The 14,046-nt window shown below is 62.0% G+C and carries 10 protein-coding genes; 2 read left to right on the plus strand and 8 right to left on the minus strand.

What is annotated here, in order from left to right:
• Positions 1-63: 63 nt before the first annotated feature.
• Genes AC1DQK_RS10905 through AC1DQK_RS10915 form a run of 3 tightly spaced genes read right to left on the minus strand, consistent with a single transcriptional unit; the run spans position 64 to position 4,249 of the window.
• Positions 64-2,091 carry an ORC-CDC6 family AAA ATPase gene (locus AC1DQK_RS10905; protein ID WP_477870316.1) on the minus strand — a complete coding sequence of 676 codons (2,028 nt, stop codon included), beginning with the start codon at positions 2,089-2,091 and terminating at the stop codon, positions 64-66.
• Positions 2,088-3,062 (minus strand): phosphoribosyltransferase-like protein, encoded by a 975-nt coding sequence (locus tag AC1DQK_RS10910; protein ID WP_477870318.1) that lies wholly within the window; start codon positions 3,060-3,062, stop codon positions 2,088-2,090. The genes AC1DQK_RS10905 and AC1DQK_RS10910 overlap by 4 nt, the downstream gene beginning before the upstream one ends.
• Complete coding sequence (locus AC1DQK_RS10915; RefSeq protein ID WP_477870320.1) at positions 3,059-4,249, minus strand: DNA cytosine methyltransferase; 1,191 nt, start codon at positions 4,247-4,249, stop codon at positions 3,059-3,061. The genes AC1DQK_RS10910 and AC1DQK_RS10915 overlap by 4 nt, the downstream gene beginning before the upstream one ends.
• Positions 4,250-4,585: 336 nt before the next feature.
• On the opposite strand from AC1DQK_RS10915, the gene AC1DQK_RS10920 reads away from it, so the two are divergent.
• Complete coding sequence (locus AC1DQK_RS10920; protein WP_477870322.1) at positions 4,586-5,356, plus strand: hypothetical protein; 771 nt, start codon at positions 4,586-4,588, stop codon at positions 5,354-5,356.
• 34 nt (positions 5,357-5,390) lie between these two features.
• Here the strand turns inward: AC1DQK_RS10920 and AC1DQK_RS10925 are convergent, their stop codons facing one another.
• From AC1DQK_RS10925 to AC1DQK_RS10945, 5 genes are all read right to left on the minus strand, one after another.
• The gene (locus AC1DQK_RS10925; protein WP_477870324.1) at positions 5,391-6,431 is read right to left on the minus strand and encodes a hypothetical protein; all 1,041 of its coding nucleotides are present in this window, start codon (positions 6,429-6,431) and stop codon (positions 5,391-5,393) included.
• A 148-nt stretch (positions 6,432-6,579) separates the two neighbouring features.
• Positions 6,580-7,380 carry a hypothetical protein gene (locus AC1DQK_RS10930; RefSeq protein WP_477870326.1) on the minus strand — a complete coding sequence of 267 codons (801 nt, stop codon included), beginning with the start codon at positions 7,378-7,380 and terminating at the stop codon, positions 6,580-6,582.
• Between the two features lie 577 nt (positions 7,381-7,957).
• Entirely contained in the window at positions 7,958-8,932 is a 975-nt protein-coding gene (locus AC1DQK_RS10935; RefSeq protein ID WP_477870328.1) for a chemotaxis protein CheB, read from the minus strand.
• 70 nt (positions 8,933-9,002) lie between these two features.
• Positions 9,003-9,329, minus strand: a complete 327-nt coding sequence (locus AC1DQK_RS10940) for a response regulator (RefSeq protein ID WP_477870330.1) — start codon at positions 9,327-9,329, stop codon at positions 9,003-9,005.
• Positions 9,330-9,372: 43 nt separating this feature from the next.
• Positions 9,373-12,894: a chemotaxis protein CheB gene (locus tag AC1DQK_RS10945; protein ID WP_477870332.1), complete on the minus strand. Its 3,522-nt coding sequence runs from the start codon at positions 12,892-12,894 to the stop codon at positions 9,373-9,375.
• Positions 12,895-13,219: 325 nt separating this feature from the next.
• On the opposite strand from AC1DQK_RS10945, the gene AC1DQK_RS10950 reads away from it, so the two are divergent.
• A complete protein-coding gene (locus AC1DQK_RS10950; protein ID WP_477870334.1) occupies positions 13,220-14,032 on the plus strand; it encodes a SirB1 family protein in 813 nt (270 codons plus the stop codon).
• Positions 14,033-14,046: the final 14 nt, after the last annotated feature.

The following is a 14,046-nucleotide window of genomic DNA, read 5'->3' on the forward strand; positions in this document are numbered from 1 at the left end:
AGGCTTTGCCGTCGAGCCGGCCAAGCAGCCAATCGATTTGTCCCCAGGGTCGAAAGGGCTGCATCACTCGGTCTCGAACAGCGGCAGCGGGAGCGGCAGCGGGTCGCTGCTCGATCTGCTCCGTCGAACGTCGTCAGGCACCGGCAGTTTCGCATCGGCCATCCAGCCGGCCACCTCGGCGACATGGACGTAGATCGGTTCTTTCAACCTCTTATAATGGATGCGGAAATGAGGGCAGAGCACGGGGTTCAAATAAAATTTCGTCCGCTGTTGCCGGTCCTTCTCCTTGGTGGTGTGGCTTGAGGCCACCAAGGTCCCATAGTCCACCATCTCCAGCAACAGGTCGCGGACGAAAGCGAAGGCCGGCGACGCGAGTTCATCGTCCGGGACCGAAAAACCATTATGGCCGGGATTGCTCATCTGGCGGTCGCCATGAAGTCGTCGGGCGAGGAAGGTCCCCAAAAGCTGAACGAACCGGCTGCGGTCGCCGCTCCGTCCTGTCTCGCGCAAGATCTTGCGCAGCCAATATTCGCTGGCCTTCAATATCCCGAGCGCTTGCAGGTCATCTTCGATCCCCGACATCCCGGTGTCGCGGGCACGGCGGCCCAGCTGGCCGTTCGTATCCCAGATATTCTGACAGATGTTGAGGAAGGTCAGGATATTGCCACCGCTCAGCTCGATGACCTCCGATTTGCCGGACCAGATCGGCCGCTCCTGACAACGCCCGGCGATCTGGACGAGCGCGAGTTCGACCCGTTCCTTGCGCCACCATTCGCGCTCCACATCATCGCGGATGTCCATTGTCAGCTCGGCGGGCAGCAGCCTCGTGGCCCGCGGCGCCGCCCGATCGATCCTTTGCAGCGCTCTTGCCTCCAGGAGGCGGGCGTCGAGCGGATCGGTTTCCCCCAAGGCCTTCAGCGCCGCGGAGAAGGGCTCGGGCCAGTCTTCGTTGACACGTACGGCGCGCGCCGGGTTGCGGCCACCGTAGCGACGCGCTTTGTCCTGTGGCGCGATGCCATCGCCGAAAATGCTGGCCAGAAGCTTGTCGCCTTGGGCGTCGTCCGATGCCAAGCCGACATGCCGCAGCCGCCGCGCGAAGACATCGGCGACGAACCGCGGGAAAATATAGGTCTTGGGATTTTCGGACCGCCTCAGCAACAGGTCGAGGTCAACGAATTTGTAATCCCGCTCCTCTTCGAGCCGCGCGGTTGTCCCCAGAATTCGGCCATGGTCCCGCCAGGCGTGACCGCGCGTCCCGATTCGATAGGAGATGGCCGGGTCGCGGCGTGCCAAGGCGCGATTGATGACCGCTCGATAATCGGGCGTTCTTTCGTCCGGAGATGCAATGTTGGCGAGTTCTTCATACTGGTCGAGATGAACGAAGACCGGCACTTTCTCGGAGATGATACCAGCCCGCTTGAGTTCGGCGACAATCGTCGAAATCGGCGTGCCCATGTCGGTCTTGGTCGCCCGGATGCCTTCGTCGAGCTGTTGATCGTTCCGGTGCAGGTATCGAACAAAGGAATTGAGCCGCTGCCGCATCCGCGCCTCGATCTCCTCCATCGTCTGGCAGCCGGCGAGCGCGCCTTGGAAGACCGGATGGGCCTGGATGTGCCGGGCGAAGTCTTCGGTGCGAACCGGGTCAAGAAGCACGGTCGGATAATGTTTTTCGGCGCGGTCCGGATTGGCCAGCTTGCGCAAGGACTCGAAGAGATCGAGCAAAATCTGGTGATTGACGAAATCCGCGAACAGCAGCGCATTCTCTTCGGGATCGTTGGTGAGCCGCCGGTAGCCGAAATCCATGGCGTTGCAATGCGCAAGATTGATCCCGGCGCCGATGAAATCTCCCGTTGCACCCTGTACGGGGAAGGGCGCCATCGCCCGTCCATATTCGCGACGGACGTCAGCCTTGAGCAACGTCAGGAGCATGCTCTTGCCGCTCCCTTGAATGCCTTTCACGACGACGTTGCCGGGTAGAAATAGCGCCTGCGCATGTTCGACCAGAAAGGGGCTGAAAATTCCCACGAACTCGGCGCTCGTCAGGCGATCGCCGACATAGACCTCGAAGAAGGGGTTGATCTGCATCGTCATGCGCGCTTCAGCCGGGGAAAGAGCGGTCTCCACGCGTCGGTAGCATCCCAGAGGATCGGCAGCGAGTTGTTCGGGCAGTTGGAATATAGGGCCACGACGGCGCCCGTCCCTTTATAGCCATGGTAGCGTTTGGATGCGGCATCGTTTTCGGTCGGGCTGAGACGCGCCGAGACCTTCTGTGTCAGATCCCGCACCCTAGCATGCAGAGGCGCTTCCTCGGCGACGGGATCTGTCGCGACAAGCGTATCGGCGGCGATCTTGAGCGCGGGTTCATAGCAAATCGTCGCATTCGCGGTCGCGAGCTCGCGGCATACCGCGTCGCCGGTGGGGCAGACCACCAGCGGGCAGGCGAGGACGCGCAAATCGGGAAATTCGCTGGCCACGAAGCGCAGCACGCTGCCCAATTGGGTACCGCTGCCGACGAAATCCTCAAGCAGGACGAGGCGCTTCACATTTTCCGTCGCCAGATATGTCTTTATCTTTTCAACGTCGCCGAACTTGCGCAACGATCGCCATTCGGGCCGGTGCGACTTGCCCGTCAGCCCATTGACCTTCAGAAATGCGTTTATTCGCATGGAATCGGTCGCCGGACAAAACCATGTCTGCCGAACCGCCGCATCGATCTGACTTCCGGCCGCGGCGTCCGCGATATCGATATTGCACTCGTCGACGAGCCAGCGCGTCACCGGTCCATGAAAGGCTGCTCGGCACAGCGATTCGAATTCCGGGCGGCCGATGAAGAACAGTCTTTCGAGCAGGCGGAACAGCGTGAGCTGATCATGCTCGTCGTCGACATTATGCAGCCAGCGGTCCAGACGATTTTCGAACCGGTCGAACTGGGCGGGTTCATAATCGTCCCAAACCCGACGGCCCAGATATAGAACCGATTCGAGATCGAGCAGCGCCTCTTCACCCTCCGCCCAGTCATGGAGGCCCCAGCGGGCGAGTAGCGTGCGGAGGCGGTCGGTCATGCCGCCACCGGCAACAGCGCGTTCCGCACGAAATGCGCGAGCCGTCCTGCCATGGGCGGGGGTACGGCATTACCGATCATGCGGAAGGCACGTGCTTTGACATTGCCGAAATCGAACCCGTCCTGAAATCCCTGAATCCGCGCCGCTTCGCGGGGCGTCAAACCGCGATGTTCGAGCGGATGCAGAAAGAGCGCCGGATCACCGAAATGGGTGTCGACGGTTGGCGACGGCCCATCAATCGGCAAGCGCCGAAACTTGCCATTATAGGTATGCTTCAGATCGATGAACTTGCCGACGTGCCTGAGATAGTCGAGCGAAATGAGGTGTTCTATTTCGTCGTGGCAACAGCGGTTCAGATACGCGCAAACGCGCTCGATTTCGACTGGGTCGGCATCGCCGAAATCGCGCCGTCGTTCGCGCCGCCGCAATCGCACGATCGCCTCGAGCACGATCTTTTCGCTCGACGTCGTGACGCCGAACACCTCGGGGATCTCCCAGGTATGAACAGCCGCCGGACTGACGCGGACGTTGCACAATTTTTGCCCAGGTCCGATCCGCGCCGCGATATGGGCTTCACGCGACCCTTGCTTAAACGGCAGCGGATCATGTCCCGATGCGTCACCGATCATGCCGATCGTCTCCATCAGCGCGGGACCGGCCCGCGGTGGCACATCGCACCGCACGGGACTATCGCCCCGCCAAGCCAACAGGAACAGTCGCTTTCGCAATTGGGGAACGCCGCTGGTTTGTCCCTCGGCGACAACCCGCTCCACCTGATATCCGCCCGTGCGAAGCATCGCCTCGACCTGTTCCCAGCGGCTGCCATGACGGCCCGAAATGGCGGCCGGCACATTTTCCAGCACGAAAATCTTCGGGCGGATGGTGAGGGCGATTTCTCCCGCGCGAACAAGTAGATTGTTGCGAGGATCCTCCAGCGCTCGCTTCCCGGCCGTCGAAAATCCCTGGCAGGGCGATCCAGCGAGGAGGACATCCGCCGATATTTGCGGGGTGATTATCGAGAGATCGCAAACCGTCGCGACATTGGCGACATTGGCGTTGAACGCGCCCACCGCGACGGGATCGATGTCGAAGGCGGCAACGGGCCGGAAGCCTTCCGACTTGAATCCCAGATCGAATCCGCCGCATCCGGCGAACAAGCTGGCTACGGTTGGCTCATTGCCGCGCATCACATCACTCCGGGCCCACCGTTGATCGGCGCCGTCGACCCGGCCCCCCTTAACGCGTGTCTATATCAGGCCGGCCCGATACGAAAGAGCGACGGCAAAGTCTCGAAAGCCAGACGTACTGCCGGTCAGCTCACGGCCCAATCCCGGTCACAACTCCACAGCCAAGGTGACATTCCGTATCGCGGCGGCAACATCGCGTATCCCCTAAATGAATAGTCCCTCGCCAATTTTAGCGGGGATCATCATGAATTCGGATTCGACTGACGAGAAGTACGGAGATGACGCGACCAAATTCCGCTCCTCTGCGGAACTCCCAGCCGGCGTGGCCGTCGCAGCATGACCACCGCCTCCTCGCGCTTCCGGCTGTCGAAGTCGAAGATCGCCGCTTTCGAGCACTGCCCCCGGCGCTTATGGCTCCAGATCCATCGTCGGCATGCCGGCCGGTTTGATCCCGCGACGCTAGACCGCTTCCGCTTCGGGCACGACGTGGGCGACAAGGCTCGGTTCGCTGTACGCAATGGCATTATGGTCGACGCCATCCCAGACATCCAGGCAGCGCTTGATCGTACAACCGAGCTGATAGCGAAGGGGCCAGCCCAGCCGATTTTCGAGGCAACCTTTCAGCACGAAGACGTTCTGGTTCGTGTCGACGTTCTCGAACCGGACGGGGATGGCGGCTGGCGAGCGATTGAAGTCAAGGCCGCCGCGAGGGTTAAGGCCTATCAGCTGACCGACCTCGCCACCCAGGTCTGGGTGATGCAGGGATGCGGCATCACCATCTCGCGCGGGATCATCCGGCACATCGCCGGCCCGTTCTCCTGGCGCAGGCCGGACATCGCGAGCGTCAAGTTTCAAGACGCCGACGTGACGCGGTCGTTGCGACGGTACATTGCCAGCCGCCCTCACATAACCGCCGCGGCCCGCGCGGCAATTCGCGGGCCTGAGATCATTCGGGACATAGGCCTGCATTGCGAGCGTCCCTTCATGTGCGAGTTCCGAGCCCATTGTGCCGAATGTCAGGCAATGCCGCTTTTCGCAGCGGGCTTGACCGCTGGCAGAGCGTCGTCGAGCGGCCAACCCCCAACTACTAGCCCAGCCAGCGATTGATCGATGCGGACCTCAGTTAGTTCAAGCTGCCTAGCTAGGTCGCCATAGCGCGAAGCTGGCAGGTTAGGCATTGCGCGGGCGGCGGGGGTGCCACGGGTGGGGGAAATGCCTCTTGACGCGCAATGATCCGGTAAAACTCTGGAGGATAGAGATATCGGACGTCGCGCACCCCGTCTTCGAACGTTGACCTGAAGGGGCGCGGCACCGGCAGAAAAGACGGCGCAGTCGGTTTGTCGTCTGACAGCGAAACTTGAATGGCTGCCGGGTTAAACCGCTGCGGTAGGCGGTGGTACTGTTCGGGCACCAAGCCCATGGCCCGTTGCTTCGGGCCGAGATTATGAGACACTTTAAACCGACATTTTAGCGCAACTTTTCCCGGATTTGCGTATGGCCACGGCATTAGATCTCGGAGGTAAACGGGCTTGCGATCGGGCGTCGTTCGCGCCGACTGCACAAGCTCCATTCGTTCATACCCTTTGAGGAGATAGCTGACCACGCGCCAGTGGTTGATGATCGATTGGTCGCGCCCAAATCTAACGCGGATGGCGCGCGGTACCGCTATCCCGAAATGTCGCTTCACATATCCTTGCGCCCACTCCGCAAAGAGCTTTCGAGGATGCTCGTGAGGCGGGAAAGAGCCTGCCCATTTGAGATTACCAGGCACATGGAGTGCAATATGCGCGTGGTGACGCTCTCCGTCTTCACTTGCCTCGATTCCATATATCCAGGCCGTGGGGTAATTTCGTTCCTGACCCCAAGCGTGATAGCATTTTAAAAAGCGAGTCAGTTCCTGCTGAATTTCCGCAGCATCGAACAGACCCAACAGGTCGAACTTGATCGTCACATGGGTGTCGAGACTCAGCCCATTGGCTACGGCGAATTCCGCTGCGGCGTGGACCTTTTCGAAATCGGCGACGCCAGCATGCGAGGCTCCGTAAGTGGGCATGGTATCGCCCGAGCCACGCCGCCTGCAATGCTTTAGAATGAAGACATGAGGGCGTGCGTCCTGTTCTGTAAATCCGGTGTAGATCTCGTCGCCGGGGTCATAGGCAGGGAAACGGTACCATTCAGACATAATAATCCTTATCGATTGCGCCACCAAAGCATTGCATCTTTCGGCGGCTATCCCGGGAGATGAGGGGGCGCTGTGCGGCGAGGGCGGATGGATGGTGCGGACCGGCACTCGATCCGCACCCCGGTACTCACGCGGCTACAGACTCGCGCTAGGCGGCCTCTGCCGACCACGACTCCTTCAGCGCCGCTTTGAGAGATTCTACCTCATCAGCTGGGACCGCCTTGAAGATGGTGTGCGCGGGCCTCTCCGGCGAACTGAAGCACATCAGGAGACTGGTGTTGCGCCACGTTTCCCGATCAGGGCCGTGGCGGAGATAGGACCGGATCAGTTCAAGATAGGCTGAACGGACCTGATACCTTGGATCGTTCGCCTCGAAATAGGGCGTGTGATGTGCCGCCTTTCGAAGGTCTCTGAGGGCCGAGCGGAACGCAGCGACATTTACGACTGCTCCGATTGCACTCTGTCGCTGGATGAGCAGCACCTTCTTTGTAAACGGATGTCGGATGCTGTGCGGTCGGAGGGTTTGGATAAACTCGATCGCGCGCGTTAGGCGTTTGGCAGCCGCAAGGCATCGGCTCGGAACATCATCGGCCCAATAAGGATCCGCGCAGGCCTCGCAGGCCACATTCATCTTGTTGAGGGCTGCCAAAAATGCCGGGATCATCGGGTGCTGGGAGCTATGACGCTTTCCTGCTGCGAGGCGGGTGAGCTTTTCAAGTTTCAAGGCGAGCGGGCTCGTCGGCACCGGGCTGTTTAGCAAGCTTTCAGCAACTGTCCGAACTTCCATCAGTGGGGATCCGTGCCCAAGCATAAGGCGAAGGAGCTTTTCCTCCGCCGTGAGCGCTGGTGCGACGCGGCCAATCTGAGCCGCAGCAGTCATTACCGAGCGTATCGAGGTCGACGAGGCATAATCGCTGAAATAGGCCGCAGTGGTGACCGTGTCGGCCATAGCCGGCTCGGGCAAGGTGATCGTAGTGTTGGAAGGCATTTGCGCTTCTCCAGGTTAGAGGGCGCAACGGCTGAGGCCGTCGCCTACACATATAGCGTTTTCGCGGCATTTCGTGCAGCAGGGTGGGGCCCTCGGCGGCGTCCCGAGGGCATTTGGGCGTCGAATCTCTACTGTCTGTTGCATAAGTGTCACGATTTGTGGCCAGATTGGTCCTTTTGGAGGGCAAGTCGGTTCGGGGTCAAACTCGAGCTGGACCTGCGCTCATAGTCTGTGCGCACCGTTTCTCGAACTTCGCATGCAGCAGTGCCCACGCAGAGATTGATGGCGAGCACGGCGAGACCGTCCGACCCGATCGTGCGATGCTACCGCTTGAGTTGTGCTACGTCAGGTTGCTACAATGGACCTCATCACAGGCTACGCTTGATTGGCTAAGCCGCTGATGTCGCTGGGGCAGAAAATCTGGGTGTAGGCTCCTGCCGCCCCAGCCAGTTTCGCGCGTAAGCATTCGAAGCCGTTTTCTCACACCCGAAGCTTGGTGAGGCAACCCCGTCGGCGCACATGCTGGCCGACGAGTTCGCTATCTTTTAAGCGCGGCTTCCATCAGCACTGCGGCGGAACGACGATATTCTTCAGCACGCTCCTCGAAGGATGCGGCTGCGGCGGTTCGTCCTGCCCGCAGCGCGTCCAGCCCCAATTTTTCCATCAGAACCACGCGTTCGCCGATGACGCGGAGGGCGATGCGAAAGGACTCGTCGACCGAGCTTTCCTGCTCATGAGCCAGCGCCTCGGCAGTATAGGCGTGCCCGACCTGGCAGCGAAAGCGTAACGGAGCGCGTCTGATCTGCGACAATGTGCCCCCGCAGCCGGGACATGCCAGCGGAGCCGGATCAGCTATCTCGGCTATGGTCTTGCTATCGGAAGGCCGCCCCAGCGCGATCGCAACCTCGATCGCCACGCTGGGCGGTGGGATGATGTCTGGTCCGGGTTCTTCCCGCATCAGTCGTCCGATGAGATCGGCGAGGCCGCTGGCAGGTGCCCGATAGTCGATGTCGCTTGCGAGGAGCGCCGTTCTCGGCATCTCGCTTTCGGCGGCATCGAGCGGGCTCTGGACGACGGTCACCCCACCGCAGCGCTTGAGGTCCGCCAGTCCTGAGGCGCCATCGTTCAGCATCCCGGAGAGGAGTATGCCGACCGCCCGGGGTCCGGCACTCATGCCAGCCGACCGAAACAGCGGATCGATCGCCGGTCGCGACATGTTTTCGCGCGGCCCGCGACCCAGGCGCACGGTGCGGTCATCGATCACCAGATGATGGTCGGCCGGCGCCACATAGATGTGGCCGCGCTCGACGGCTTCGCCATCGGTCGCCGTGCTTGCCGGAAGTGGGCCGCCGCTGTCCAATATGGTGGCCAGGTGATTCTGGCCGAGGGCACCGACGTGAACCGCGATAAAGAGCGAGGCCTGCAGGTCCGCGGGCAGTTCGCGGCAGATCCGGCGGATAACTTCGATCGATCCCGCCGAGCCGCCGATTGCGATGATCTCCCGCGTGGACATGACGTTTCTCCGGTTGCGCGTGTGATGCCGTCCTTGCGCACGGCGCAACTCCCAGTGGGTTTTCGGGAGATCAGCGGGGAGGCGCGCCTAACAAATCCAATACCCCGGTTTCCAGTTCCTTCGCGCTGTAGGGCTTGGTCAGGCGGGGGCGATCGCGATGCCGTTCTTCGAGCGCCCATTCGCTATAGCCGCTGCAAAACAGGAACGGGATTCCGCGCTCCGCCAGGATGTCCGCGATGGGATAGGAGGTTCCGCCCCGGATGTTGACGTCCAGGATGGCGGCGTCGATATATGGTTCCCGGGCAAGCCGTACTGCGGCGTCGAGGCGGGCCGCCGGGCCGATCACCTCTACGCCGAGGTCGAACAGCGCGTCTTCGATCGCCAGCACGATGAACATCTCGTCTTCGACGACGAGGACCCGGCAGCCTTCGGCGATGCGCCTAGCCATCAACCGCCCTTTGCGATGAGGGGCGGAGTTCGCCCACCTCCGGCGTGAACGCCAGGTCGATCGTGCAGATCACACCGCTCGGCGCAAAATCGCGAGCAACGTCGGCGTCGAATTCGTAGCTCAGTGAACGCTCGATCACCGTCGAGCCGAAACCCCTCTTCGAAGGTATGCCGGCCACGGGCGGGCCGCCTGTCTCTGTCCAGCTCAATTTCAGCCGGCGATCGGAACCGTCCGTCACCACCCATTTGACCGCGAGTTGGCCATTGGGGTCGGACAACGATCCATATTTCACCGCGTTGCTGGCCAGCTCGTGGATCGCCATCGCCACGGACAGCCCCGCCTTGGGGGTGAGCACCAGCTCAGGACCCTCGATCTGCAGGTCTCGACCGCGATAGGGCGCGAGTTCGGTATTGATGAGGTTGCGCAGGGTGCCGGGGCCCCCTGCACCGTGACTTGTTAGGCTACTGTGCGCGCGGGTGATCGCCGCGATCCGGCCTTCGATCGTTGTCGCAAACTCTTCCGGAGAAAGATCCGCGCGAAGTGTCTGGGCTACGATCGAGGACACGATCGCCAGGATATTCTTCACCCGGTGGTCGAGCTCGCCCAACAGCAGTTCGGCCTGCGCCTCGGCGCGTTTGCGTTCTTCGATCTCCAATGTGACGGTGATGAAGCCGCTGGTGCGCCCCTCGTCGTCTGCGATTATCGCAACGCTGGCTTGCACCCATATGGGCGTGTCGTCCGGCCGCACGAGGCGGTACTCCGCCTCGAAAATCTCTCCATCGCTCGCCGCCTGGTCGAACTTGGCCATGAGGGCATCGACATCGTCTGGATGAACGATCTCACGCCGACGCAGCCGCAGCAACTCTTCGCCGGTACGGTCGACCGTTCGCTGATAAGCGGCGTTGGTCATCAGGAACCTGCCGGAAAGGTCTGTCTCGGTGATGCCCACCGCCGCCTGGTTGACGATCGCGGCAAAGCGGCGCTCGCTGACGCTCCGGGCGCGCTCGGCCTTCCTGCGGTCGGTCACGTCGACAAAGGTGATGACGACGCCGTCGATCACCCGTTCGACGCTGCGATAGGGGCGGATGCGCATGACGAACGACGCGCCGCGATCGTGCAGTTCGAGCTCGCGTTCGAGCACGGTCAGTTCGCGCAACACCCTGGCGGTGTCGCGCCGCAAGTCGTCATAGGCGAGGAGGCTGACGATATCCGTCAGCGGCCGGCCCCGGTCGCTTTCCCTGAGGCTGAAGATCTCCGACATGCCGGGCGTGAAATTCCTGATTCGCAGGTCTTCGTCGAGAAATATCGTCGCGATCTGGGTGCTGTTGAGCAGGTTCTGCAGGTCGCTGTTGAGGTTGGAGAGCAGGTCGTTCTTCGCCATCATCTCGGCGTTGACCGTCTGCAGCTCCTCATTGATCGACTGCATCTCCTCCTTCGAGGTTTGCAGCTCCTCATTGGTCGATTGCAGCTCCTCGTTGACCGACTGATATTCCTCCGCGCTGGATTTCATCTCCTCGTTCGCGGTTTCGAGATCGGCGATCGTCGCCTGCAACTGCGCTCGAGTCGTTCGAAGCTCCTGCTCGGCGGCGAGGGCTGCCGGACTGCGGATGCCTCCGTCCCCCGGCGGCGGCGGCTCCTGGGCGCTCGTGCGCATGTCCTGGAAGGCTATGACGTGCAGGCCATCGCTGCCCGCGTCCTCCACCGGCTCGACGATGACGCTCAGCAGGCGTTGCTGGCCGTCAATCAGGACGGGCACATTGTCGACGACCACTCCCTCCCCGGTCTTGACCACGGTCTGGAGTGCCGTGCGGACAACGAGCCGCAGGCTTTTCCTCAAATTGGACTGGAGACTGAGGCTCGCGGCGCCGGCGGCTGGCTCCAGATACCGAGCGGCCTCCCCGCCGGAGTAGCGCACGATATTGTGGTTGCGATCGACCACCAGGAAAACGGGCGAGTATTTGGCCAGCGCGGCACGGACGCCGCGATCGATGCGGTCGCCGCCTGTGCGGCCCGACTTACCCGCAAGGCGATCAGGCGCGGCCGGGTCGAGTGTGGGTATGGGCATCGCGGGGAACGCCGCGTCTCCGTTGCGCTTCTGGTAAATATGCGCGGCTTTGTCCTGGTGCGCGAACAGCTTGGCGTGCCCGCTGACACCCTCGGACAATCCGAGGAACAGGAGACCGTCGGCCTTCAGGGCATAGTGGAATGTCCGTAACACGCGATCCTGGAGCTCGCTGTCCATGTAGATCATCAGGTTGCGGCAGGAAATGAGATCGAGCCTGGAGAAAGGCGGATCCTTCGTCACGTTGTGGACCGAGAAGACACACATCCCGCGGATCTGCCGTATCGGGAAATATGCGCCCTCCTCCTCCAAGAACCAGCGCTTCAGCCGCTCGGGTGAAATCCCGGTAATGCGCTGGTAGCGCGCCGCCCGCGCGAACTCGATCGCGTGGTCGTCGATGTCCGTGCCGAAAATCTGCACGTCCGGATTGGCGCCGTGCGCATCGATCAGTTCTCTGATGGTAATGGCGAGGCTGTAAACTTCCTCTCCGGTCGAACAGGCCGGTACCCAGATTCGGAGGGACTGCCTCGCTCCGCCGCGTTGCAGCATGGCTTCGATCGCGGCGGCAAGGCCCTGGAATGCCTCGGGGTCACGGAAGAATTCGGTGACGCCGATGAGGAGATCCCGGAAAAGCATCTCCGGCTCCGCCGGGTCGTCCCGCAGGTGCTTGATATAAGCGGGAACGGTGTCTGCCTGCAGCACCTGCATGCGGCGCTGAATGCGTCGGGTGACCGTCTTGGTCTTGTAATTTGCGAAGTCATGCCCCGTCTTGGCGCGCAGGATGGATAATACGGTCGCGCGGTGCTCTGCGGCATCGGTTCGCGTGCCGTCGTCGTCCTTGCGGTCGGCCACGAGCGCCAGATGATCGCGATACTCGATCAGCTTGGCCGGCATCTCTTCGACCGGCAGCACATAATCGACCAGGCCGGTCGCTGTCGCGCTGTGCGGCATGCCCGCCATGGCGTGATGATCGAACCCGGCCTGCGCGATGGTCAGGCCGCCGGACTCCTTGACGGCGGCAAGGCCGACCGATCCGTCGCTGCCCACGCCCGACAAGACGATCGAGACGGCGTTATCGCCCTGATCCTGCGCCAGCGAGGCGAAGAAGCTGTCGATCGGTCGACGGGTCGCCCTGGGCGGCGCGGGTTTGACGACGACAAGGTGGCCGTTTTCGATGGTCAGGGTGGCATCCGGCGGAATGACATGAACCCGGTTGGGCTCCAACGGCAGGCCGTGCTCGGCTTCGACTACCGGAATCGGTGCGGCCCTCGCCAATATTTCCGCCAGCATGCTTTCATGATCGGGAGAGAGGTGCTGCACCAGGACGAACGCCATCCCGCTATCTGGCGGCAGGTGCGCGAAAAATGTCCTGAAGGCCTCGAGACCGCCCGCGGAGGCGCCAATACCGACAATCAGCTTCGGCAGCGCCGGCTGTTCCTCGTTACGACTCATCAAAATAAAACTCCCGCTCCTCGACTACGTTCCTAAGCCCCACGTTTCTGGAGCCGTTCGTTGCCAAGGGAGCCAAGCGGCCCATTGAGCAGACAGGTTCGTCAACGGTCGGGCAGGCGCGCCCGATAGCAGAGCTTAACGCAGCCGCGTTAAGCCTCAAACCGGCTTTTCTACCTAGAGGCTCATAATCGTACGATTTTTCGGTGGAGCACTCCTCGCGACCAGGTTGCGCGGAGACGACGGAGCGCGATGTGGAGTCGGCCGTTAGGCGATCGGACCACGTCAATTCCTGTTCATTCACCGCGCAGAGGGCTAATCTCACGATATGATTGCTTCCATCGCCCATCTCGGCCTGCTCGACGACGAGGATATCGCGCTCGACATCGCTGCGCTCGAATTGAGCGCGCTCGACCATGCCGGCGTCGATCTCGATGCCTATGTCACGATGCTCGCTGCCATCGAAGCGGACGTGCGGGAGGCGGCCGCACGCGAAAATTGCGATACGGGTGTCAAGCAGGCGGAGATCCTGGCCGCCATTCTCGGCGGACGGCATGACCTCTGCGGCGACATCCAGACCTATGACGCGCCGCTCAATGCAGACATGATCCGCGTGCTCGACCGCAGGAAGGGCCTGCCTGTCAGCTTGTCGATCCTCTACGTTGCAATGGCGCGGCGGCTGGGATGGGATGCGGACGCGCTGAACACGCCGGGGCATGTCCTGGTGCGGATCGGCGCTCCGGAAGATTCGGTGGTCATCGACCCATTTCATCGAGGCGCGACGGTAACGCCGATCGCGCTGATGAACATGATCCGCCGGATGCTCGGCCCGGAGGCGCCCGTGGGTCAGACGCATCTGGCGTCGATGACGAACCGCGGCGTGCTCGTGCGACTGCTGCTCAACCAGGCGACCCGCGCCGAGCGCGACGGCGACACCCGACGGGCGCTCGTCATCTATGGCCGGATGGTCGAGGTAGCCCCGTCGAACGGACAGGGCTGGTGGGATCTTGCCCGGCTACAGCTATCGGAAAGGCGGATCGAGGACGCGCGCGGCAGCCTGAGCGCGATGCTCGAGATCACCCGCGACAGCGACAGCCGCGCGCATATCACGGCGGCGCTGGCGGCGCTGGCAGGGCCGTAATCCCGCCGCAACGA

The organism is Rhizorhabdus sp. P4_G5, from assembly GCF_056401065.1.

Bases quoted from the DNA above. Each gene is read 5' to 3' on its own strand.
- AC1DQK_RS10950 (WP_477870334.1), top strand. From the start codon at position 13,220: ATGATTGCTTCCATCGCCCATCTCGGCCTGCTCGACGACGAGGATATC.
- AC1DQK_RS10930 (WP_477870326.1), bottom strand. From the start codon at position 7,380: ATGGCCGACACGGTCACCACTGCGGCCTATTTCAGCGATTATGCCTCG.
- AC1DQK_RS10940 (WP_477870330.1), bottom strand. From the start codon at position 9,329: ATGTTCATCGTGCTGGCGATCGAAGACGCGCTGTTCGACCTCGGCGTA.
- AC1DQK_RS10925 (WP_477870324.1), bottom strand. From the start codon at position 6,431: ATGTCTGAATGGTACCGTTTCCCTGCCTATGACCCCGGCGACGAGATC.
- AC1DQK_RS10935 (WP_477870328.1), bottom strand. From the start codon at position 8,932: ATGTCCACGCGGGAGATCATCGCAATCGGCGGCTCGGCGGGATCGATC.
- AC1DQK_RS10905 (WP_477870316.1), bottom strand. From the start codon at position 2,091: ATGACGATGCAGATCAACCCCTTCTTCGAGGTCTATGTCGGCGATCGC.
- AC1DQK_RS10915 (WP_477870320.1), bottom strand. From the start codon at position 4,249: ATGCGCGGCAATGAGCCAACCGTAGCCAGCTTGTTCGCCGGATGCGGC.
- AC1DQK_RS10920 (WP_477870322.1), top strand. From the start codon at position 4,586: ATGACCACCGCCTCCTCGCGCTTCCGGCTGTCGAAGTCGAAGATCGCC.
- AC1DQK_RS10945 (WP_477870332.1), bottom strand. From the start codon at position 12,894: ATGAGTCGTAACGAGGAACAGCCGGCGCTGCCGAAGCTGATTGTCGGT.
- AC1DQK_RS10910 (WP_477870318.1), bottom strand. From the start codon at position 3,062: ATGACCGACCGCCTCCGCACGCTACTCGCCCGCTGGGGCCTCCATGAC.